The following is a 24,380-nucleotide window of genomic DNA, read 5'->3' as shown; positions in this document are numbered from 1 at the left end:
CATAATAGAACAGTAAACAAATGTAACAATCGGCAATAAGACTTAGCACCTAGCGCTTAGTCCTTTAGTATTAGGTGTTTAAATAACCAAAGTACTAGTACTTAAGTTATAGAAATATAGAAATATATTGTCAGTGAACTATGGTAAATTTAGTAAGAAGGTTTAGTTTTCTGGAATAAGTATGTTTGCAAATTGGTTATTAGTTAGCGTTAGCATTGGCTATATAAGTTTATTATTTCTGATTGCCCACTTAGGTGGTAAATACAGAAATAAACTAAAAACTAAACAACAAGCCATTATTTATGCCTTATCTTTAGGGGTTTATTGCACTTCATGGGGTTTTTTAGGTACAAGTGCACAAGCAGCTAATAATTCCTATACCTACATTTCAGTATATTTAGCTCCTATCTTATTATTTGTATTTGCTTGGCCTTTTATTCAGCGGATGATAAAAACAAGCTTACAACTTAAAATAACCTCTATAGCTGACTTACTTTCCGCACGTTTTGGTAAATCTCAAAGTTTGGCCGTTATTATTACCATAGTCGTTTTAATCGGAACTATGCCGTATATAGCCTTGCAACTAAAAGCGATTATTTATTCCTATCAAATTTTACAAGAAACCCAGCATTTACCTATTTGGAAAATAGGGTTAATTGTTAGCATTATTTTGGCCGTATTTACTATTATTTTTGGTATTCGTACAATTGATATAACAGAGCGTCACCCTGGCGTAATGATTGCCATTGCTTTTGAATCACTCGTAAAATTAATCGCTTTTCTTTTGGTAGGCTTGTTTGTGTGTTTTATTATTTATGACTCGCCAATGGATATTTGGGCGCTATCAAAAGATCAATTAAGTATTAAGCAACAATTTGATTTTTCTAACTTTGTTGGTATGTTCGGCATGCTAATTATTGTTATGTCTGCTTTTTTGTGTTTACCAAGACAATTTCAAGTTATGTTTGTTGAAATAAAAGAGCAGAAAACAAGTGCCATGGCGAGATGGCTTTTGCCTATTTACGTGCTTATTTTTGCTTTTTTCGCTGGCCCATTAGGGTTGGCCGGCCATTTGAATTATGGAGATTCATTGCCAGCGGATGCTTATGTGCTTTTTTTACCTGCTTTTCATGGCGAAGTATGGCTGTCTTTATTCTCCTTTTTGGGCGCTATTTCTGCCGCAAGCTCAATGGTAATTGTATCTACAATCGCGTTAAGTACTATGCTCAGTAATGAAATTGTGTTCCCGTTAATGTTTAAGTTTTCGCATAAACAACATCACAATTTTAATCATTTTCAATCGCAACTTTTATTTATTCGTAAAGCACTCGTCCTCTTTGTTATTTTCTTAAGTTATGGCCTTTTATTACTGTCGCCACCAGATACTCTATCATCACTAGGTGAAGTTGCTTTTGGCGCAATAGCTCAAGTGGGGCCTGCTTTATTTGTCGCATTTTATTGGCGTAAAGCAACACTTGCAGGTGTACTAACAGGAATAAGCAGCGGCTTTACTATTTGGGTGCTCTTTAATTTACTACCACAATTAGGTTTATACCAACACCCTTTTGTAAATAGTGACTTACCTAAAACGACTGTAGTCACCTTACTTGGGTTGCTTATCAACATTATTTCACTTTGGCTGATTTCTTTATTAACAAGACAGAGTATTCGAGAGCAAATGCAAAGTAAATTTTTCTATAAAAATAGACTACACACGCAGTGGAATTTGCCTACTCAGCCCAAAGTTGACATTGTTGAACTCGAGTTTTTAGTTGCCCGTTTTATTGGTCAAGAAAAAGCAAAACAATGCTTTAAGCAATTTCATCGTCCTTACCGTAACAAACACAGTAAACAATTTAATGAAACTATATTACTACACGCCGAAACAACGCTAGCTCGAGTATTAGGCTCAGCATCAGCAAAACTTGTGACTTCTTTTGCGATCAGTGGCCAAACCATGCCCTTCGATCAAGTCGCTAAGTTAGTTGAAGACAACTCTACCCAGCAACTAGAATTTAGCCGAACAGTGCTACAAAGCGCTATTGAAAATGTTAGTGAAGGAATATCCGTTATTGATAGCGAACTTAAATTAGTCGCATGGAATAAACAATACGTAGATATTTTCAATTACCCCAGTGACATTATTTATATCGGCTGCCCTATCGGTCAGTTAATTTATTTCAACCTAAGTCAACAAGACTATTTTATTAAAGATATTAATCAACAAGTTGAAAAACGTATCGAATTTATTAAAGCGGGTAGTCGTCACAACTCCGAGTATAAACTCAAAAATGGCAAAAACATTCATATTGAAGGAAACCCTATCCCAGGTGGTGGTTTTGTCATGATATTTTCTGATATCACTAAATATCGTCAAACAGAAAAAGTTCTCAAAGATGAAAACACAGACCTTGAATCAAGAGTACAATTTCGTACTGCAGAATTAGAGCAAGCAAATAAGGAACTTGCACAAGCTAACTTCGAATTAGCACAAGCAAAAGCTAAAGCCGTACAGGCGCATATTAAAAAAAGTCAATATTTAAAAGCATGTAGCCACGATTTACTACAACCCTTATCGGCTGCTAGACTATTTTCATCTTCAGTATCTTTAAACCCTAAAGTCAGTCATGACGTTCGCGAACAAATAAATAAAATAGATAACTCTTTAGAAATAGCGAATAGCTTATTGCTTGATCTCAATGAAATATCTCGTATTGAAAGCGGTAATATTGATCCCAGCATTGAGTCAATTTCTGTAGAGAAACTGTTCATTATGCTAACCAGTGAATTTAATGCGCTAACAGATGAGTACCAAATAGAGTTTCACTGTAAAACAAGCAAACTGTTTGTTGCTAGTGACATAACCTTACTTTCAAGGATTATCCAAAACTTCTTAAGTAACGCTTTTCGTTATGCACACACAAATAAAAGCAACAAAAAAAATAAAGTGTTATTAGGCTGTCGTCGACAAGGAAATGAGCTTTCTATTCAAGTATTTGATAATGGTCCCGGTATCCCAATAGAAAAACAAAAACAAGTATTTGAACAGTTTACCCAATTAAAAAGCAGTCATTATATGGGACCTAAAGGGCTAGGGCTGGGTTTAAACATAGCACAAAGTTTAGCCAATATTTTGGATCATAAAATCAATCTCAGATCTCAAGCCGGACACGGTTGCTTATTTAGTATTAATGTTCCAATTATTCAATCTATGTTGAAAGATCAACAAGTACAACCTACTGCTAGTATGAATTTACAAGGTGTCGGCGTCTTATGTGTTGATAATGAACAAGCAATACTTGAGGGAATGTCAACATTGTTAAGGGCATGGCAATGCCAAGTATTTACCGCAATTAACGCTCAACAAGCCAAAGAAATTTATAGAAAACACGAAGATGAAATAGACATTTTTTTGGTTGATTATCAGCTAACCGAAGCTAAAAATGAAGATTTAAACCTAACGATGCATAAGCTAAGAAATGATGAGCGCAACAAAGAAAACAACGACCATCAAATTAACGGAATTGAATTAATTAAGCAGCTAAGGTCAACAAGTCAATATTCTTTACCAGCAGTACTAATAACAGCAACCACAGATGAAAACCTGATGGCACTTGCCAAACAAAATAATATTAGTTACTTACAAAAAATTATTAAACCGCTAGCTTTACGAGCGCTTATGAGCGCATTACTAACAAAAGAGCTCGCTAAGAACTATGCAAATAAGTAGTGCTAACAATCAATTTAGCACTAGATAGATATCAGAGCGTTCAGCTATTCGATAGAAGTTTGACCAAAAACGCTCTGACTTGATTGCACTTCATTCAAAAGGATTACTGCTTGAGTGCGGCTTCTAACACCTAATTTTAAAAATATAGTGCTTGCATGACTTTTGATTGTAGATTCAGATAATCCTAATTCATAAGCAATTTGTTTATTTAATAAACCATCAGCAAACATTAATAATATTTTATGTTGTTTTGGAGTTAACGACGCGACTTTCTCACTTGCAATATTTTTTTCGGTATCATGACCATTAAACTTACCATCAGGGGTCCACAACGTACCGCTTAGTACTTCTTTTATCGCAATAACCATTTCTGGCACAGGCGTAGATTTAGGAATAAAGCCTGCCGCACCATAGTTCATCGCTTTATAAATGGTCTCTTTATCTTCAAAACCAGAAATAATAACCACTCCTAGCTCAGGGTATGTACGCCTAATGGCAATTAAGCTGTCAAATCCTTTTGCACCTGGAATATCAAGATCAAGTAATAATAAATCAACATCATTTACACTTTGTAAATGCTGTTCAAGATCGGGAATAGTTTGTGCTTCAAAAATTTTTGCACCACTAAAATTTGACTTTAACGTAAGCGTCAACGCTTGGCGAAATAAAGGATGGTCATCCGCCAGTATTATCTTCATGTTACTAAACATAGTTATACTCATTGCTTAACCAATTATAATTATTAATTGGAAGGGTTAAGACTTATCAAATGAAAACTTTCAATGTATCAAACACCATAACAAAATCTATTAAATGCTGCTATAAAGAAATTTTATTTTTCTGATCTATTCGTGAATGAAACTAAATTATAAATTAATTACAAAAAAAGGTTGAATATTAAACAAAATAGACATACTGTATATAAACACAGTATGTCTATTTTTACTTAATATGCCTTAAGAGAATTAATAATGATTAACACTAACACCAATAATATCAATAAATTAAAAAATAGTTTTAATACAGCAACACCATTAAATATAAATTGGTTTCAACATACTAACGTCACAAACGACTTCGAGCTTTCAAGTCAATATGCCCATATCTGCCATCAACATAAGCAAGAAAAGAAATGGTTATTATTTATTAACCCAGAAGAAAACTCTATTGAGAAACTAGCGAAAACACATGGTGTAGATGTATCAAAAATACTTATGGTGAATTATAAAAGCTCTGTAACTAACCGAGCAAAAATAGCATTAGCACAAATTACCTCAGTATTAAGTAAAGGTAATTGCTCTGCTGTTATTTTATCGAATAGTTTATTTAACGCTGATGAAATTGCAGAACTCGAAATATCTGCAAAAAAAGGAAAAACACATTGTTTCTTAATGGAACAATGTAAATTACATTAAAACCTAGCCAACTAACTCTTTTTAAATTTATCCAATTAATACCAACATAAGTGCATTGTATTTAAAGATAATAGATACCTTTAGAAAAACCACTCAATTTTTGTTATAATCGCGCGCTAAGTTTCAGCATGCTGAATATTACCAAATAAATTGAGTTCTTCTATGATCAAAGCACAACAGCCATCCTTATTCGACTACCCAAAATATTGGGCCGAAATGTACGGTACAGCACCATTTTTTCCTATGTCGAGAAAAGAAATGGACGTATTGGGCTGGGATAGCTGCGATATTATTATTGTCACAGGTGATGCTTACGTAGACCACCCAAGTTTTGGCATGGCAGTTATTGGCAGAATGCTAGAATCGCAAGGGTTTCGTGTTGGTATTATTGCGCAACCTGATTGGCGCTCAAAAGATGCCTTTATGGAGCTTGGTAAACCAAATCTATTTTTTGGTGTTACCGCGGGTAATATGGATTCCATGATAAACCGCTATACCGCTGAACGTCGTATGCGTCATGATGATGCTTATACACCAAATGATGAAGGTGGCAAACGCCCCGACCGTGCAGTAACTGCTTATACTCAACGTTGTAAAGAAGCATTTAAAGGCGTTCCTGTTATTATTGGCGGCATAGAAGCAAGTTTACGCCGTATCGCTCATTATGATTATTGGTCTGATAAAGTTCGCCGCTCAGTATTATTTGACTCAAAAGCTGACTTACTCATATACGGTAATGCAGAGCGTCCTCTTATTGAGATAGCACACCGTATTGCTAAAGGTGAAGACGTTAAAAAAATCACGGATGTTCGTGGTAGTGCATTTTTAGCGAGCCAAGCCCTACCCGGTTGGAAAGGTATAGATTCACGTGATATTGACAGACCTGGTAAAATAGAACCTATAATCAATCCTTATGCTGAAATAACCTCAGAAAGTTGTAGCGACAATGAAGCCGCCACGGCTGAAGCAAATAGCGATTTAAAAGATATTACAAAAACTGCACAAGTAATCAATATTTCAGATTTTAATGAAAGTAAAACTAGTTATTCTCGCAATACTACATGGGAAAAAAAGGCTAAACCTTGGGAGAATACTTATATTAACTTGCCTACTTTTGAACAAGTTAAAGACAATAAAGTCCTTTATGCGCATGCATCTCGTATTTTTCATCAAGAAGTAAACCCAACATCGGCAAAACCTTTAGTTCAATCTCATGGCAGCCGAATTATTTGGTTGAACCCACCTGCCAAACCTCTTTCGCAAGATGAAATGGATGGTGTATTTGGTTTGCCTTATCAACGTGTACCACACCCAAGTTATGGTAATGCTAAAATCCCCGCTTACGACATGATTAAAACGTCTATCAACATTATGCGAGGCTGCTTTGGTGGTTGTACTTTTTGCTCTATTACCGAGCATGAAGGCCGTATTATTCAGTCTCGTTCTCATGAATCTATTATTGCTGAAATTGAAGATATAAAACTTAAAGTACCAGGTTTTACTGGCGTTATTTCTGATTTAGGTGGCCCTACTGCCAATATGTATCAGCTTAATTGTAAAAGTGAAAAAGCTGAAGCAACTTGTCGTAAACCTTCTTGTGTGTGGCCAACCATCTGTGGTCATTTAGATACAGATCACACGCCAACGATAGAGCTGTATCGAAAAGCGAGAAAAGTAAAAGGTATTAAAAAGGTACTTATAGCATCAGGTGTTCGTTACGATTTAGCCATTGAACATCCTGAATATGTGCAAGAATTAGCAACTCATCATGTTGGTGGTTATTTAAAAATAGCACCAGAGCATACCGAAACGGGTCCATTAGCTAATATGATGAAGCCTGGTATGGGTAGCTATGATAAATTTAAAGAAATGTTTGATCATTACTCTAAAGTCGCAGGTAAAAAGCAGTATTTAATTCCTTACTTTATTTCTGCACACCCAGGAACAACCGACAGAGACATGGTTAACTTAGCACTATGGCTAAAAAATAACGACTTTAAACTTGATCAAGTACAGAATTTTTACCCATCACCTTTAGCCAATGCAACAACGTTATATCACACCGAGATTAACTCTTTACGTAATGTAACTAGTAAAAATATCGCTAGAGATGACGGTACAGTTACTGTTCCTAAAGGCACAATTCAACGCCGATTACATAAAGCTATTTTACGTTACCACGATCAAAATAATTGGCCAGAAATACGTGCAGCATTAACAAAAATGGGGCTAAGTAAATTAATTGGCTCAGCACCAGGCTGCCTAGTGCCAAGAGAAACACGTAATGAGCAACGTAATCAAAATAATGATAGACGACAAGGTAAAAATAATGCACATGGCTTTAAAAGCAGCCCTGGACAAAATAGACCTAAACAAGGGCAAGGTAAAGGAAAAAGAACACCAGCACATAAAAAAGGGTTAACGCGATTTGCAGACAACCAATTTAATGACAGAAAAGGTAAAAGATAGCGAATACCATAAATACGCTAGCGTTAGTAACAATGTAAACTAACGCTGGCTAACACTTGAGTGTATTACTTCTTGTTTTCTTATCTATATTTAAGCGTTACTCAGAATCTGATGTTAAATAACCCGCCCAAATATCGGTATTAATAGACGACTTACTTTTTAAATTCTTTTTCGCTTTTTTCTTACCACTATTTTTACCCCTACCTTCTGGCGGCGCCATTGGCTTATTTGCAGAAAAAGACGGATCAATAAGTGTTTCATCAACTTCAAAACCAATAATTTCTTCTCGTTCAAGTATGATCTTATTCTTCTTTTCGATGATTTTAAAATGATGATAATCTTCATAATCAATCAAGGATAACGCTAATCCCACTTCGCCAGCACGGCCACTTCTACCAATGCGATGCATGTAATCTGATGGGCTTCTTGGTAAATCAAAATTAATAACAACGGGCAGTTTTTCAATATCTAAGCCTCTGGCTGCGATATCAGTTGCAATTAGCACGTCAATATCACCAGCTTTAAATCCATCAAGCACACGATTACGAGCGCCTTGTCCTTGATCGCCGTGAAATACTTCGGCGACAATGTCATGCTTGGAAAGTTTATAAGCAAGATGTTCACAACCCTTTTTAGAATTAACAAAAACCAGCACTTGTCGCCATTTATGCTGTTTTATTAGATGCGCAAGTGATACTGTTTTTTCGCCTTTATTCACGGTAAAAACACGTTGAACTAAAGTGCTAGCATCAGCATTTTGTACCTGTATCTCAACAGGATTGTTAAGTAATTGTGCCGTTAATACTTTAACTTGCTCTGGAAAGGTTGCAGAAAATAATAACGTTTGCTTTTGCGTTGGCATTAACGCTAATAACGCAGAAAGCTCTTCAGTAAAACCTAAGCTCAACATGCGATCGGCTTCATCTAACACCAAGGTTTTAACGCGATCAAGCTTAATAGCATTACTTGATATCAAATCGAGTAATCGCCCAGGCGTTGCTACTAAAATATCAGTACCACCGCGTAAGGCTAACATTTGAGTATTTGCCGACACACCACCAAATACTGCCACGGTTTTAATCGCACCATTAAGGTGTGCGGCATAAGATCGAATACTGTCAGCAACTTGCTTCGCTAATTCACGCGTAGGTACTAAAATTAGCCCACTAACAAAATTGCCCTCCTTGCCCATGCTTTTTTTATTTTGTGCTTTTTTATTAAAAAGTTGTTGCAACAAAGGAAGCGCAAACGTCGCTGTTTTACCCGAGCCCGTATTTGCGCCAGCAATGAGATCACGCCCAGCTAGCACATTAGGAATAGCCTGTCCTTGAATAGGCGTTGGTTGTTGATATTCCAGCTCGGCTAAGCGCGCGACTAAAGGCGAAATAAGGTTAAGCTGCGTAAAGCTAGCAGGTGTAACAACTTCGGTATTGTTAGTATTCATGAATATAAGAGGCTCAAAACAAAGATAATGACTACATTTTAACGTATTTATACGGTATTAAGTTAGTAGAATCTATTTAACCTTGTAGTAAGTGTATTAAACATTGAAGTGAGACAATGAATTTGCCTTGTTTTTCAGGTAATTCATTTACTTTACAATTAATTATTCAATATATGATTTCCATTGTAAATATAGCACTTCACGAAGAGGTAACTAAGAAGAACTGCTAGCTGTTTTCTGTTCATTTAATAATATGTTAACTTGTTTTCATCAACAGTTTTTGTTTTTCTAAATTAAATTCTTCTTCTGTTATAGCGCCAGAATCATACAACTTTTTTAATTTATTTAACTCATCATATTTAGAAATAACACCAGCAGTTCTTTCTGGATACAAAGCAGTTCCTGCAACATAGGATTTATAAGCAAAATACCAAAATAGTGGCAGCGTAATGAGCCATAAAGGTGTAATTAAACCTAACAAAATAAATATAATAGTTCTAAATTTAAATGTATTAGTAACTTCAGGGCTTTTTACTAATTTTTCTTGCTCTTGTTTACGATTGAAATCTTTTCTAATTGATTCTTTGCTGCAGGCGGAGCAAAGCTTTAAATGAGTTCCATCCCAATCTGTAAATGTTTTCTCTCCACAGTTTATACAGTCCATTGTTACCTCTTGTCAGTTACCACCGTATTAAGCGGGTTAAAATTATTGGCTAAAATGTATAGCTAACAATTTTAGATCCATATAAATATCTTATGTCGATAATACCACTAAGACTTAGGTTAAGCTTTAATTTTGAAAGGTTCAGACTTATTAATAATCAGGTATAAGTAGACTGAAATTTTTAGTGTTATAGCACCTTAGAATAAAGTACAGACGTAACGTCCGCTCCTTTAGTTTTATCGTTGTAGTTTTTAATAAAAGACATGCCCAACTTTTCCATTATCCTAATTGATGCGATGTTGCTCGCATCTGCCGTGGCACTAATAATTTTAATGTTTTTTTGTTCAGTGACTTTATCAGCAACGGCTTTGGCAGCTTCTGTGGCATAACCCTGCCCCCAATTTTCTTGTTTAAAACGCCAGCCTATTTCTATGTTATTAACATCAGGGAACTCACTCGATATATTTAGTGGCTTTACCAGTATGTAACCAATAAAAACATCATTGCCTTTTACACTAACCTTCCAAAGCCCCCAATAATTTTTTTCATAGAGCTGTTGGCTTCCATCCTCATCCATTAACTCGATGTTTAATCTATTTGTATTTATTTCAAATTTTTTCATTAATTTTCAGCCAAAATTACAGCAATTGCGATACATGATAAAATAAAGCCTTTCACAATACCGGAAATTGATTAACTAAACAAAACTATCAAAACTAAAACTATGGTAAAACTATGGGACACCCAAAAACTTTTAGTCAAATAATAAGAAGCCAAAGTATCACCAATTGCCTTACTTTTAATATTAACAAGGGACACTCGCTTATAAAGCATATTAAAATAAAACAGGTTAACTAGCGACTCAAGAAATTCTTCTAAACTGTCCCAAATATTTTATCGCCTGCATCACCTAAACCTGGCACTATATAACCTTTTTCGTTAAGGTGACTGTCTACAGATGCAGTAAATATTTCGATGTCAGGATGAGCTTCAAGTGTTTTTGTAACTCCCTCAGGCGCCGCTACAAGTATAATTACTTTAATTTCTTTACATCCTGCTTTTTTAAGCATGTCGATAGTCGCAATCATTGAACCACCCGTTGCAAGCATTGGGTCAATTACTAGGCTCAAGCGTTCATCAATATTCCCCACTAGCTTTTCAAAGTACGGAATTGGCTCTAATGTTTCTTCATTACGTTGCAGCCCTACTACACTTACCTTAGCAGCTGGCAATAATTGCATTACGCCGTCCATCATACCCAAGCCCGCACGCAAAATAGGCACTACCGTGATTTTTTTCCCTTTAATATGTTGCACATTTAATTTATTGCCATCCCAACTCGTTATTTCGTTATCTTCAAGTGGTAGGTTTTTAGTCGCTTCGTAAGTTAATAATGTACCTACTTCAGAGCACAATTCACGAAAACTTTTAGTGCTAATGCCATATGCGCGCATTAAGCCGAGTTTATGTTGAACAAGAGGGTGAGTAATAACGTGAATAGCCATGATAAAAAACCTACTAAGACAATAATTAGCGATATTTTATATTAAAAATGATTATTTGACCTGTAGTTTTCAAGAGATTTTAATATCCGGTGTCAAAACATATGGTTTTGCTTGATATTTATGCAAGAGTTTAGCAAAACCTGTTTATTCAATATTACTCGCTAACCAGTTGTTCACCTGTTTAAGCATATAGCTATTCATTTTTTGATGTTGTGGACTCCAGCCAGCTAAAAACCGATAAAAATCTGCCCATGCAGCAGGCCATAAAAAAAGCCAGTCGTTAGCTATTTTATCTGCGGGTGCTTTTGGATGATAAGTAGTAATTGCTGCTTTTAAATTATCAAAATAATATACAAGGTACTCATCAGCGTATTCATGTAATTGCTTATCACTAAAGCAACTGGTCATAAAATACATGACATCAATTACCCCACTACCTGCACCTATATATTGAAAATCATAACCGAGTATTTTACCACGCTCATTTGCTGCAAAGTTAGCAAGTTTCGCATCACCATGAACCAGCGTTTTGTACGCACAACTTTGTAGTTGCTCATCTATTTTATGTGCAACATTTTTAATATCGGACTTTTTATCTGCGCTTTCTTTTAGTTTGTTGAACTCATCAGGACGCGTGCTTAAATGCCAGTAGTTACCTTGTTGCCATAACCCGTCAGTGGGCTTATTTAAGTTAAATGCATGAAAGTGCGCAAGCCAATTTAATATCGCTTTAATGTGTTGATGCCCAGCTTGAGCAAACCCATGCTTAGTGAAATCTTTAAATACCAATACATATTCATCATCTTTATTAATTGCGTTTATACATTCAATACTTTGCGCATATATTGGTAAATGCAGGCTATGTAACTTATAAAAATGATATTCAACACGATAAGAATCTTGTTTTCTTTTTAGTGCAAATGCACTTTGTTTAATTTTAGGATGCCTTATGTAGCTGGGTACCTTAATCGCTTTAATTACACAGGCTTTATCATCAAGCTGGCACTGCACAATACTGCCACATCCGCTCCAAAGTGATGTTAGCGTATCGCGAATTTTAATCTGTTTAAAATGAAGCTCTACTAAAGGAAGGTAAAATGCCATAGCTATATTAAGTATTAGGTATTAAGTAATTAATTTTTTGTAGTTTAACATTAGAAGACGCTTTTAATAAAAGTACTTAATAGAAAAGCCTATATGATTTTGCACAATATTGATTAATGGATGTCGACTAATACACACTAAGACAAGCTAAACTAGCTGGCTATAATAGTGAGGAACGAGCACAGCCAGCTAGTTTTTTTGTTCGTTAAAGATCTTATGCGTTTTTTCGCAGTTCTTGATTATTTAACACGCTATTTTTGAACATATTGGTAACAATTTTCACGGTTGTCTTTCGTGAAACAAATCGAGGTATTAATGATGTTAAATAATTAACGCAACCAGATACGACATATATTCGATTTTTACCATAGGCATTTAATGCTGTGTTTACCACTTTTTCTGTTGATGAAAATTTCATTTGTGATGTATCAGCATCTGCTCTTTTCATAAAGTTAGATTCGGTTACACCTGGGCATAAAGCCATAACTCGAATATTTGTACCTAATAGTTCGCCTGATAAAGCTTCTGAAAAGTTTAAGACGAAAGCTTTACATGCACCATAGACAGCCTGGTAAGGTAAAGGTTGAAAAGATCCTGTAGAGCCAACATTAATAACACCGCCACTATTTTTTTCTAGCATGTGTGGAAGAAATAAATGAGTAAGTTCGACAAGCGCGTTCATATTGAGCATCATCATTTTATTATAGTTTGAAAAAGTTTCGCCAGAAAACTCACAAAACTTGCCAAAGCCGGCGTTATTTATTAGAAAATCTACTGATAACCCCATGCCCTCAACTTTTGAAAATAACAATTGGGCGCCATCGGACTCACTAAGGTCAACATCTATTGTTTTCACCCAAATACTCGGATTCTCAGACTGTAATGTTTTAGCTAATTCAACAAGAACACGGTTTGTTCTCGCTGTGATTATTAAGTTTGCATTTTGTTTGGCAAGTTGATGAGCAAATTCTTTACCAATACCAGAAGATGCCCCTGTAATTAATACCGTTTTGTTCTTGAAAGTTAAATTTTTCATTATAATTATCTCCTAAATAAATTTAGAAGAAACGATAACCCTTACCCCTAAGGGCAAGGTCAAGAAAATTCTTTAATTAAATCAATTTTAAATTGATTTAATTTTTTAATCTTAGATTGTAAGGCTTTAGATTTTTTTTCCAATTCGATTACTTTGTTATCGATATGAGCAGAAACAAGTGGAATAGGAAGTTTTTGATCAGTGATTTTTTTAGATACAATCTCTTTTAATTCATTAAGACTAAACCCTAGGGTTTGAGCTCTTCGAATCATATTTATGACCATTACGTCATGTTCAGTATAAGTTCGATAAGTCCCGCTTCTTTTTGGAGAGGGTATTAATTCTATCATTTCATAATGACGAATAGCCTTACGAGTAGCGCCAGTAAGTTCAGCAACTTGACCGATTAACAAATTATGAACTCCTATATTGATAAACGCACAACGCCATTTTACGTGGCAAATGATAGTTAGGTTATAATCATAAAGTAAAACCAACTGTATTTGGTTTTTATTTAACAGATTATTATATTTTCTATGCTACAAACTATCAATTTGCTTAAAATAACGAGTTAACGCCAAAATTACGATAGCTATTATAGGTAATAGAACTGCCCCTATTTTTAGATATAAATCAGAAATAGTTTCAAACGCTGTATTACCTAGGATTAACCCAAGCCCTATTCCAGTAAGCACCCCAAAAACTGGCAAAAGAATAAGTAATAATTTTAATGTAGATTTTACACTCATTTTATTTGAGTGTATAACGGCTGTATCCAAGATTGACTTCCTTTCAGAAAAAATAACAGCTTATTATGTGTCACCAGTTATTTAATTGTCAAATATCAACAAGGTAAGGAAATAAAAAATAAAATGTAGAACATATGTATACATTAAGTCAACTTAAAGACCATAGTAAATTTTGATTTGCTCTTTAAGCTGTAGACGAAGTGAATTGCTATTATCGACACGAAGCTGTTTAGTGGATACTAGGTTAAACCCTACGTCTTCATTACAGTTTCCAACACCGCTGTTATGAATCAAAATAAAATTAGAATGACTAAGGCCTTTTCCTTTATTTAATCCCATAAGGTAGCCGATTTCGTGGTAAACGTTTTTATTACCTTTTGTTAAATCAGCAATCAATAAACCACAGCTTTCAATGAGCGATAGGATCTCATCGTTAATATCATATGAATATCCTGTATTAAATTGATCAATCCTGATTTCACGGATACCGATATTTTCATTATGTTCAGCATTCACTTCATCAACAGCATTCTTAATGGCTTCAAAATTTTGCTGCGTATCTTCTGAGAATTGCATAGAGATAAATATTTCTTTTCTTTTCGAGTCTGCAATTTTATTGAAAATCTTAACAAACCCAGAAATGTCTAAATCATTTAGCTCAAAAATATGGTTTTTAAGCACCCAGTTCCTAAACAAATGAACTTTTTGTGGAGAAGTCTTTTGATAATTGATAAATGCACCGAGTAAGCCTGCACTAGAAGTCTCTGTAAGTTTGGTCATACTAAAAAGGTTATTTACACTACTTAATAGCGTAGTAAATATATCTATTGTGGACTCATTTTCTTGTATTAAGTCTTTGTTAATTAAATACTTGAGCGTATCAACTAGGAATGTCCTTGTATCAGGCTCAATGGCATTTCTTAAATGTGGGATATAGGCGTAATTAAGTTGTTCCTTAATCTTACGAGCTAGGTAATAAGGCCAGCCAAAAGATGGATTACTTTGAAACTCCTCATCTGAAAAATTATCATTATCATCGATTATTGCTTTCAGTGTTTCTTCTGTTGTAAGAGCTCGACCTTTTGAATTTATATTGAAAAATAGAGACTTTTCGTTTCTATCTGTAGTGGTACAGTGATTTTGGCCACCTAATTAGAGGTGTTATTATACACCTCATCAAACTTTAGATGCGCTTTAAAGATGCATTAGCATTATTAGAATCTTATGCGGGGTTACAAACTCATCGTTCTTGGTGGGTAGCAATTGATGCTATTACAACGGCACAACGTGATGGACGAAAAGTATCTCTTAATTTATCAAATTCATTGACTGTACCTGTATCTCGTACTTATATGAAAAACATTACAGCATTAAACCTACTATGATTTCTTTAAAAATAAACAACAGAGTCAATTAACGAGGACAATGAATTAGGACCCCCGCTTATAGAAATTTGCATTAAAATTTGAGCTACTCACCTCATGAATTTGTGAGATAACTATCAGGCATTGTTAATATATGATTTAAATTTTCTAAAAATTAACGGATATATTTATAATGCCTCCCCCTAAAAGTATTCAACCTAAATTGTCGTATCAGGTTAACGTAGAATAGTGTATAATCGCGCGCATTATTTTATGGTTATTGTATTTGATTTCTTCAATGAAGCCTTTGCTTAATAAATCACTTACTCACGCCTAATAATTAACAACATTAAACGGAATACATCATGCTTGCAGCAAATAATATTACCCAACAGTTTGGGGCTAAACCTCTATTTGAAAATATTTCACAAAAATTTGGTGGCGGAAATCGCTACGGTTTAATCGGTGCCAATGGTTGTGGTAAATCAACCTTTATGAAAATTTTAGGTGGTGATTTAGAACAAACCTCTGGCAATGTAAGCCTAGATACTGGTGAACGTTTGGGTAAGTTACGTCAAGACCAGTTCGCATTTGAAACATCGAGCGTTATTGATACCGTGATTATGGGTCATACTGAACTTTGGGCGGTAAAAGAAGAACGTGACCGTATTTATGCTTTACCTGAAATGAGTGAAGCTGACGGCATGAAAGTTGGTGACTTAGAATCAGAATATGCTGAAATGGATGGCTATAGTGCTGAAGCACGCGCTGGTGAATTACTCATTGGTGTTGGCATTCCTGTTGAACAACATTACGGATTAATGAGTGAAATTGCACCTGGCTTCAAATTACGTATATTATTGGCACAAGCACTGTTTTCAGATCCTGATATTTTATTACTTGATGAGCCAACCAACAACTTGGATATTCATACAATTCAATGGTTAGAAGAAACCTTAAATGAACGTAATTCAACGATGATTATCATTTCTCATGATAGACATTTCTTAAACAGTGTTTGTACTCACATGGCTGATTTAGATTACGGTGAGCTACGTGTTTATCCAGGTAACTATGATGAATATATGTTAGCGGCTACTCAAGCGCGCGCACGTTTATTAGCAGACAATGCCAAGAAAAAAGCACAAATTGGTGAGCTACAAGCTTTCGTTGCTCGTTTCTCTGCCAACGCATCTAAAGCAAAACAAGCAACTTCTCGCGCTAAACAAATTGATAAGATTCAATTAGACGAAGTTAAAGCATCAAGTCGTAGCAACCCATTTATTCGTTTTGAACAAGAAAAGAAATTATTCCGTAACGCTTTAGTTATTGAAAAAGCAAATAAAAGTTTTGATGAAAATCATATACTAAAAGATATTTCAGCCTTGATTGAAGTAGGTGAACGTGTCGCTATTATTGGTGAAAACGGTATTGGTAAAACTACCTTTTTACGTGCTTTAATGAGTGATGTTGGTTATGAACTTGATTCTGGTGAGTTTACGTGGTCTGAAAACGTTAATATTGGTTATTATGCTCAAGATCATGAATTTGAATTTGAAAACGACATGAACCTATTTGAGTGGATGAGCCAATGGCGTCAACCAACGGATGATGAACAAGCAGTTCGTGGTTACTTAGGCCGTTTATTATTCTCTGCTGATGATATTAAAAAGAACGTGAGCGTATTATCTGGTGGTGAAAAAGGTCGTATGTTATTTGGTAAGCTAATGATGCAAAAACCAAATATTTTAGTACTTGATGAGCCAACCAACCACATGGACATGGAGTCTATTGAATCATTAAACATGGCGCTTGAAAGCTATGAAGGCACATTGTTATTTGTTAGTCATGACCGTGAGTTTGTTTCAACAATTGCAACGCGTGTTATTGAATTAACAACCGACGGTTATGTTGACTTTGCCGGTACTTACGACGAGTACTTAGCAAGCAAAGCCTAAAATTTCATCCTTTTATAATACAAGGTAAGTCTCTTAATAAGATTACCTTGTATTATTATCGAATAGATTTAGCTAAATTTCACTATAACTGACTCTATTCTCTACCCTATTTATAAACTCAGATATGATGTGTTTTAAGGATTTTTTTTGTTAAGTTACCGTCACGCTTTTCATGCAGGAAACTTTGCTGATGTACTCAAGCATAGCGTACTAACACTTGTACTTGACTATATGACTCGTAAAGAGAAAGGCTTTCATTATATTGATAGCCACTCTGGCGCGGGCATGTATCAATTAGAAGATGAATATGCACAGAAAACAGGGGAGTATAAAGAAGGTATTGCCAAGTTAATCAATGAATCTGCTATACCTGAATCTCTTCAGCCTTATATTGATTTAATTAAATCATTAAACCCAAGTAGCACAAACACTGACGTGAACGATTTAACGTTATATCCGGGTTCTCCGGGCATTGCTAAACGTTTTATGCGCCGACAAGACAGTACTCACTTATTTGAACTACACCCTACAGACATTGAACATTTAAATGATTTTTGTTATCGCTGGAAAAAAGTGTTCGTTAAGCAAAGTGATGGTTATCAAGGTGTTTTAGGTTTAGTACCACCACCAAGTCGTCGTGGTGTTGTATTAATAGACCCACCATACGAGCTAAAAGAAGACTATAACAAAGCCGTTCAAACAATTATTAAAGCTTATACAAAGTTTGCTACTGGTACTTATATTCTTTGGTATCCGGTTGTTAAACGAGAGCTTGTTGAGCAGATGAGTTATACGTTTAGCAAAAGTGCGGTTAAAAATGTTTTACAAGTAGAATTTTGCTTAGAAAATGATACTGACGAATATGGAATGACTGGCACAGGGTTATTTATTGTTAATCCACTATGGCAATTGTCGGAACAACTTGATGAAATATTACCTTTCATGAAAAGCAAGTTAGGCACTAACAACACAAGTTATACCGTTAAACAGTTAATTCCTGAATAAAATAAATTCTGTTCAATTTATTTCAATTAAGATTTATCTCAATGATAGCTTCTCTTAATCATAGCTTCTCTCAATCATGGCTTCCCTTTACCATAATAAAGGTATGCATGATTGAGAGGAAAATTGTTTAAGTTAGGTTAGTACGATTAAAATAAACTAAAATATAAGCTACACAATTGGCTGATAACTTTTCACTTGATTAAACTCAAGCCCTTTCAGTATAAATAGATCGTCAACATAAAAATTGTCGGCACTACAAGCTTGCCACCATAGTTTCCAAGTTTCATCCGTTACTGTTTCATCAACTAAAACTCTAGGCGGTAATGGAGCAACTAAGCTTCCCATCGACATCTGTGAACCATAAGGCGTGCGTCTTTTTATCATTTGAGGCTCTAATTTAGTAGGATCATCTAAGCCCATACTGCCAACTAACTCAAAAAAGCTCTCTAGCGTATTATGATGAAAATACTTCACACGTTCACTTTTAACTTCAACATCAATCGCTTTCGCTCTTGCGGGATCTTGTGTTGCAATACCGGTTGGACAACGGTTAGTATTACAGTGTCTTGATTGAATACAACCAATGGCTAACATCATACTTCTTGCAGCATTCACAAGATCTGCACCTGCAGCTATTTTAGAAAGTAATTCAAAGCTTGATGCCGTTTTACCTGATGCGATAATTTTTATCTTATCTCGAAGGCCAACACCAATTAGTGCATTATGTACAATACTTACGCCCTCTAAACAAATCAAGCCTAAGCGATTAGCAAATTCAACTGGCGCAGCACCAGTACCGCCTTCAGCACCATCAACAGTAATAAAATCAGGCGTAATACCCGTTGCTAACATAGCCTTACAAAGACTTAAAAATTCAGCGGGATTACCAATACACAACTTAAAACCAATAGGTTTACCGCCACTTAACTCGCGCAATTGCTGAACAAACGCCAATAAAGCTTTAGGTGTGGTACATTCAGGGTTAACCGCAGGAGAAACACAGTCTCTGTCTTTTGGAATATGCCTAATACGAGCAATTTCATCGGTAATTTTTGCTTTTGGTAAAACACCACCATGACCCGGCTTAGCCCCCTGGCTTAACTTTATTTCTATCATTTTAACTTGTGGTAAGGCTGCCGTTTTTTTAAAGTTATCAGGATCAAAGCGCCCGCTTTCATCACGACAACCAAACAAACCTGTGCCTAATTGCCAAACCACATCGCCACCATGTTTTAAATGATACGGACTTGCGCCACCTTCACCAGTATTATGATAACAACCTGCTTTTTTTGCTCCTAAATTAAATGCTTCAATAGCGTTCTTACTTAATGAGCCAAAACTCATCGCTGAAATATTTAAATAAGAAGCTAAATAAGGTTGTTTACAACTATCCCCTCCAATCAGTACTTTTTTCGCGCTTTCTTTTATATGTACGGGTGATAAAGAATGCCATAAGCTTAAATAATTATCTTCCAACAAGTTGCGTTGCGTACCAAAAGCAATGGTATCAAGTTCATTTTTCGCACGGCGATAAACTAATGTACGTTGCTCGCGATTAAAAGGAAGCTCTTCGGTGTTATTGGCGATAAAGTACTGCTGTATTTCTACTCGAAAAGATTCTAGAAAATAACGTAAATAAGCTGCAACAGGGTAAAGTCTATTTAAACTATGACGACTATAAAACACATCATAAAGCCCAACAACACTGTACAGCATAGTGACCAACAATAAGATTAAACTAAAAACACTTGGGCTTTGTATATATAAGTAGCCAGCTGAAAAATTACCTAAGGTAACAATTAACCAGAGAAATTTTTGCATTATGGTCATGAAATTTTCCTATGAAATGAAAACAATTATTTTAATAATAATTCGTGTATTCTTTCTTAAATACTATCATTATTTATTTGGTTTTTTATATAAATTCTAAATAATCAAGGCTTAAACATTTACTGTGCTTAGTTTCCATATTACTCAAATCGAGCAATACTGGTCGCAAAAATAGTATTTAAGGCATAAAAAAAGCAACTAATGTTGCTTTTTAACGGTAATATCATTCTAAAAAATACCTACAAGTTAAACTAATAGCTTAATCCTGTTCTTTTTTAGTGCTATCTTCTATTTCCGCAGGTGTTAATGCTTTTTTACGCTTAATAATTTTCATTGCGCCAGCATCTTGTATATCAAGAAATGTTTTCTTAATAACTTTTCTTGGTCTATTGTCAGCAACCTTTTTACTCTTATTAACGACTGGTTTTGCTTTCTCTACTCTAGGTTTTTTCGGTTTCAAACCTTTAAAACTTACTTTGATACCTTCAACTTTATTAAAGCTAATTTTTTGTTGTAAGAAAGCTTCTACGTTTTTAAAGCTTAACCAATCATTAGGGCCAACCAATGAAATTGAATCTCCTTTTGTGCCCGCACGACCGGTGCGACCAATACGGTGAACAAATTCTTCAGTATGTTTAGGCATATCAAAATTAATAACATGAGAGACATTTACCAAATCAAGTCCGCGTGAAGCTAAATCTGTTGTTACTAATATTTTATGGTGTCCTTTAGCAAAGCTTTCCATTATCTGATTACGTTGACCTTGGTTTAGCTCACCACTTAACGCTACTGCATTAAGTTTTTCTTCAGATAACATTTTAGCTAAACGCTCGGTATCACTGCGTGTTGCCGTAAAGATGATAACTTGTTGTGTTGTTTCACTCGTTAAAAAGTGCTGTAACAACGCTTCTTTTTGCGTCAAATTATCTGCAAGATAAAAGCGTTTGGTAATATCTAAATGTTCACTATGCCCAGCATTAATGGCAATACGCTTAGGTTTTTTCAATAATTCAGTGGCAAATTCATTCACTTGTGCATGGTCAAGTGTTGCTGAAAATAACAATGTTTGGCGTTTACGATGATTAGCGGCTTTATTTATTTGGCTCAACTCTTTACTGAAGCCTAAATCAAGCATGCGATCTGCTTCATCTAGAATTAATAATTCTAAGCCGTTTAAATAAAAGTGTCCTTGCGTTAAATGATCAGCTAACCGTCCTGGAGTTGCAACAATAAAGTGTGGCTCTTTCTCTAACACCTTTACTTGATCATTAAAGTTTTCACCACCTAAAATTAATACCGCTTTAAATTGCGTATTGGCAGTAAACAAGCGCAGTTGACTAAAGACTTGTTTTGCAAGCTCTCGTGTTGGCGTTAAAATCACAACACGAGGATCACGCTTAGACAAGGCTCTATTTTTCGTTAAGCGCTGAATTGCAGGTATAACAAAGGCTAAGGTTTTACCCGAGCCTGTTTTAGAAGAAGCAATTAAGTCATGCCCCGCCATTGCGGCAGGAATTGCCTGTTGCTGAATTTGTGTTGGTTCTTTAAAACCAAGGTGTTGAACAGTACTCATTAAAGTATTATCTAAACCAAGATCGCTAAATTGCAAATTTTTCTCCGAAAAAAGTAAGTATTACAGCCGTATTATAACCTGCATCGATACATTTATAACTAATAAATATTGCAAAAATTGACTTAATCAATATCTCTATGACGTTAACATCTACTGCCATGTAATAAAATAAAGATTAATTGATTTAACGCAAGTTATATAGCTTGTTTTTTTATTACCCTTTAATAGTAAATTCCTATATTTGGGTGATAAAATATGATGAATCAAATTCCAATCATTAACATATCAACTAATGCGCTTGTTACTACACCACATAAAGCTAAGTCATGTATATCTACACCAATAAAATCTGAAGCACGTAAACCTAAACCAACTAATGCAATGATTGATTTAATTACCCAAGTACGGCAAGATTTTCCATTCACTTTACCTGAAGCACAAATTTGTGCAGGTAAATGCGTCGGTTGTCCTAAAAAATTATTAGAGCTAGCTGACACTGAACTTTCAGAGTGGGAATCACGTATAGATCGAGGTGAAACGCCATTATTGGGGGATATTTCTCGCTTAGGTAAGTTATGTAAAAATATACGTAGAGGCTTAATCAGAAACGGCTTAGTACATTAAACCACTCGCATAACATTTGGGTTAGTTATATATTATTAATGCGCTTAAACGAAAAAAGGTAACAACCTTTAGATTGTTACCTTTTTAACATTTGCTTATTCTACAGCTTAGCTTAATTTAGCTTTGTGATTTAACCTGCTGTAATTCTTTCTTCAACAACAATAAGTGCTTGCTCAATACGCTCAATAACTTTACTTTGATCTAATAACGCTAGCGTAATATCAAGTGACGGTGAATTACCACCACCTGTAGCAGCAACTCGAAGTGGCATTCCAACTTTGCCCATGCCTACTTCTAACTCTTCTGCAGTATCGTTAATAGCCGCATGAATCAATGCTGGTTGCCAATCAGTTAATGCTGCAAGTTTTGCTTTAACTAATAATAAAGGCTCTTTTACTACTGGGCGCAAATGTTTTTTAACGGCTTTAGCATCAAGCTCAGAGAAGTCTTCATAAAAATAACGCGATATTTCTGCCATTTCTTTCAATGTTTTAACACGATCTGCTTGTATTTTTACAATTTCAGCAAGTGCAGGTCCATTACTCGTATCAATACCTTGATCTTTCATGTGCCAAGCAAGATGCTCTGCTACATATTCAGGGTCCATTGTTTTCATATAATGTTGGTTTACCCAAATAAGCTTATCGGTATTAAATCCAGATGGCGCACGGTTACAATCTTTTAAATCAAATAACTCGATCATTTCTTCGCGAGAAAAAATTTCTTTGTCACCATGTGACCAACCTAAACGTACTAAATAATTTAATAATGCTTCTGGTAAATAACCGTCATCACGGTATTGCATTACACTTACTGCGCCATGACGTTTAGATAAACGTTTACCATCATCACCTAAAATCATTGGAATATGTGCATATTCAGGAATTGTAGCGCCAAGTGCTGCTAGAATATTAATTTGTTTAGGTGTATTAGAGATATGATCATCACCACGAACAACATGAGTGACTTTCATATCCCAGTCATCAACAACAACAGTAAGGTTATAAGTTGGAGTTCCATCAGAACGTGCAATGATTAAATCATCAAGCTGGTCGTTACTAATAGTTATATCACCTTTAACCATATCTTTAATAACAACGTCACCGCCGATTGGATTTTTAAAACGAATTACAAAAGGTTTGTCTTCAGGGTAATCAGTACGTTCTCGCCATAAGCCATTATACTTTTCTATTTCGCCTTTAGCTTTGGCTTCTTCACGCATTGCATCAACTTCTTCAGCAGTACTATAACAACGGTATGCATTACCAGAAGCTAATAACTGTTCAATAACTTCTTTATAACGATCAAAACGTTCAGTTTGAAAGTAAGGACCATGAGTCCATTCTAGGTTCAACCAATTCATACCATCCATAATGGCATCAACAGAAGCTTGTGTTGAACGTTCTAAATCGGTGTCTTCAATGCGAAGAATAAAGTCACCGCCATTCTTTTTAGCATAAAGCCAACTATATAAAGCAGTACGAGCACCACCAACATGTAAATAACCGGTAGGACTAGGGGCAAAACGAGTAGTTAAAGTCATAAAATTCTCAATATGAAAAAAACTAGGCTATATAAAGAAGCAGCCTAGAAAATAAATAGGTCTAAAATTGGCGACATTTTAACACTGTGCTTGTGCGAATTCACCTGTTAACAGAATTTGTTTACAACTAATCTCTAATATTGCGCAAAGATTTCAACGATAATGTCGACAAAAACACCGTTATGCGCAAAAAAAAATCAAACAATCACTTTTTCGAAAAAAATTAGTGTTTTTAGTAGTTTTTATGTTGACAGTATTTTGGATCTCCCTATAATACGCACCCACAGAGACGGACGATTAGCTCAGTTGGGAGAGCACCGCCCTTACAAGGCGGGGGTCACTGGTTCAAGCCCAGTATCGTCCACCA

Annotated in this window: 20 protein-coding genes and 1 tRNA gene; 8 read left to right on the top strand and 13 right to left on the bottom strand. The window is 35.2% G+C overall.

Features of this window, described 5'->3' with window-relative positions; translation table 11 throughout:
- Positions 1-181: 181 nt before the first annotated feature.
- A complete protein-coding gene (locus tag Q4496_RS11175; RefSeq protein WP_215974598.1) occupies positions 182-3,730 on the top strand; it encodes a PAS-domain containing protein in 3,549 nt (1,182 codons plus the stop codon).
- A 44-nt stretch (positions 3,731-3,774) separates the two neighbouring features.
- Here Q4496_RS11175 and Q4496_RS11170 read toward each other — a convergent pair whose 3' ends face one another.
- Complete coding sequence (locus Q4496_RS11170; RefSeq protein WP_215974631.1) at positions 3,775-4,440, bottom strand: response regulator transcription factor; 666 nt, start codon at positions 4,438-4,440, stop codon at positions 3,775-3,777.
- Positions 4,441-4,701: 261 nt separating this feature from the next.
- On the opposite strand from Q4496_RS11170, the gene Q4496_RS11165 reads away from it, so the two are divergent.
- Positions 4,702-5,145 (top strand): hypothetical protein, encoded by a 444-nt coding sequence (locus tag Q4496_RS11165; protein ID WP_303601847.1) that lies wholly within the window; start codon positions 4,702-4,704, stop codon positions 5,143-5,145.
- Positions 5,146-5,307: 162 nt separating this feature from the next.
- On the top strand, positions 5,308-7,614 hold the full coding sequence (locus tag Q4496_RS11160; RefSeq protein WP_303610459.1) for a YgiQ family radical SAM protein: 2,307 nt from the start codon (positions 5,308-5,310) through the stop codon (positions 7,612-7,614).
- Between the two features lie 97 nt (positions 7,615-7,711).
- On the opposite strand, the gene Q4496_RS11155 is transcribed toward Q4496_RS11160, so the two are convergent.
- From Q4496_RS11155 to Q4496_RS11115, 9 genes are all read right to left on the bottom strand, one after another.
- On the bottom strand, positions 7,712-9,058 hold the full coding sequence (locus Q4496_RS11155) for a DEAD/DEAH box helicase (protein WP_215974601.1): 1,347 nt from the start codon (positions 9,056-9,058) through the stop codon (positions 7,712-7,714).
- Positions 9,059-9,314: 256 nt separating this feature from the next.
- On the bottom strand, positions 9,315-9,722 hold the full coding sequence (locus Q4496_RS11150) for an SHOCT domain-containing protein (protein WP_215974602.1): 408 nt from the start codon (positions 9,720-9,722) through the stop codon (positions 9,315-9,317).
- A gap of 187 nt (positions 9,723-9,909) precedes the next feature.
- Positions 9,910-10,344 (bottom strand): GNAT family N-acetyltransferase, encoded by a 435-nt coding sequence (locus tag Q4496_RS11145; protein WP_303610458.1) that lies wholly within the window; start codon positions 10,342-10,344, stop codon positions 9,910-9,912.
- A 253-nt stretch (positions 10,345-10,597) separates the two neighbouring features.
- Complete coding sequence (gene upp, locus Q4496_RS11140; protein ID WP_215974604.1) at positions 10,598-11,227, bottom strand: uracil phosphoribosyltransferase; 630 nt, start codon at positions 11,225-11,227, stop codon at positions 10,598-10,600.
- Between the two features lie 144 nt (positions 11,228-11,371).
- Positions 11,372-12,331, bottom strand: a complete 960-nt coding sequence (locus Q4496_RS11135) for a phosphotransferase (RefSeq protein WP_215974605.1) — start codon at positions 12,329-12,331, stop codon at positions 11,372-11,374.
- A 214-nt stretch (positions 12,332-12,545) separates the two neighbouring features.
- Positions 12,546-13,367 carry an SDR family oxidoreductase gene (locus Q4496_RS11130; RefSeq protein WP_303603134.1) on the bottom strand — a complete coding sequence of 274 codons (822 nt, stop codon included), beginning with the start codon at positions 13,365-13,367 and terminating at the stop codon, positions 12,546-12,548.
- Positions 13,368-13,426: 59 nt separating this feature from the next.
- Positions 13,427-13,780 (bottom strand): MerR family transcriptional regulator, encoded by a 354-nt coding sequence (locus Q4496_RS11125; protein ID WP_303610457.1) that lies wholly within the window; start codon positions 13,778-13,780, stop codon positions 13,427-13,429.
- A 126-nt stretch (positions 13,781-13,906) separates the two neighbouring features.
- A complete protein-coding gene (locus tag Q4496_RS11120; protein WP_303603136.1) occupies positions 13,907-14,146 on the bottom strand; it encodes a hypothetical protein in 240 nt (79 codons plus the stop codon).
- Between the two features lie 123 nt (positions 14,147-14,269).
- Positions 14,270-14,896 (bottom strand): hypothetical protein, encoded by a 627-nt coding sequence (locus Q4496_RS11115; RefSeq protein ID WP_303610456.1) that lies wholly within the window; start codon positions 14,894-14,896, stop codon positions 14,270-14,272.
- A gap of 407 nt (positions 14,897-15,303) precedes the next feature.
- Here Q4496_RS11115 and Q4496_RS11110 point away from each other — a divergent pair, with 407 nt between their 5' ends.
- From Q4496_RS11110 to Q4496_RS11100, 3 genes are all read left to right on the top strand, one after another.
- Positions 15,304-15,501 (top strand): LytTR family DNA-binding domain-containing protein, encoded by a 198-nt coding sequence (locus Q4496_RS11110; protein WP_303603138.1) that lies wholly within the window; start codon positions 15,304-15,306, stop codon positions 15,499-15,501.
- Between the two features lie 344 nt (positions 15,502-15,845).
- Positions 15,846-17,438 (top strand): ABC-F family ATPase, encoded by a 1,593-nt coding sequence (locus tag Q4496_RS11105; RefSeq protein WP_215974607.1) that lies wholly within the window; start codon positions 15,846-15,848, stop codon positions 17,436-17,438.
- Positions 17,439-17,585: 147 nt separating this feature from the next.
- Complete coding sequence (locus Q4496_RS11100; RefSeq protein ID WP_303610455.1) at positions 17,586-18,443, top strand: 23S rRNA (adenine(2030)-N(6))-methyltransferase RlmJ; 858 nt, start codon at positions 17,586-17,588, stop codon at positions 18,441-18,443.
- A 168-nt stretch (positions 18,444-18,611) separates the two neighbouring features.
- On the opposite strand, the gene Q4496_RS11095 is transcribed toward Q4496_RS11100, so the two are convergent.
- Together Q4496_RS11095 and Q4496_RS11090 are read right to left on the bottom strand one after the other, a co-directional pair.
- Complete coding sequence (locus tag Q4496_RS11095) at positions 18,612-20,273, bottom strand: FMN-binding glutamate synthase family protein (protein ID WP_215974609.1); 1,662 nt, start codon at positions 20,271-20,273, stop codon at positions 18,612-18,614.
- Between the two features lie 259 nt (positions 20,274-20,532).
- The gene (locus Q4496_RS11090) at positions 20,533-21,882 is read right to left on the bottom strand and encodes a DEAD/DEAH box helicase (RefSeq protein ID WP_215974610.1); all 1,350 of its coding nucleotides are present in this window, start codon (positions 21,880-21,882) and stop codon (positions 20,533-20,535) included.
- Between the two features lie 219 nt (positions 21,883-22,101).
- Between Q4496_RS11090 and Q4496_RS11085 the strand changes: the two genes are divergently transcribed.
- Entirely contained in the window at positions 22,102-22,470 is a 369-nt protein-coding gene (locus Q4496_RS11085; RefSeq protein WP_354668423.1) for a hypothetical protein, read from the top strand.
- Between the two features lie 130 nt (positions 22,471-22,600).
- Here the strand turns inward: Q4496_RS11085 and gltX are convergent, their stop codons facing one another.
- Positions 22,601-24,013, bottom strand: coding sequence for a glutamate--tRNA ligase (gene gltX, locus Q4496_RS11080; protein ID WP_215974611.1), 1,413 nt, complete (start codon positions 24,011-24,013; stop codon positions 22,601-22,603).
- 291 nt (positions 24,014-24,304) lie between these two features.
- On the opposite strand from gltX, the gene Q4496_RS11075 reads away from it, so the two are divergent.
- Positions 24,305-24,380 (top strand) — tRNA-Val (locus tag Q4496_RS11075).

The sequence above is a fragment of the Colwellia sp. 5_MG-2023 genome, from assembly GCF_030547795.1.
GTDB lineage: Bacteria > Pseudomonadota > Gammaproteobacteria > Enterobacterales > Alteromonadaceae > Colwellia.
This window is presented reverse-complemented; position numbering and strand designations above follow the sequence as displayed.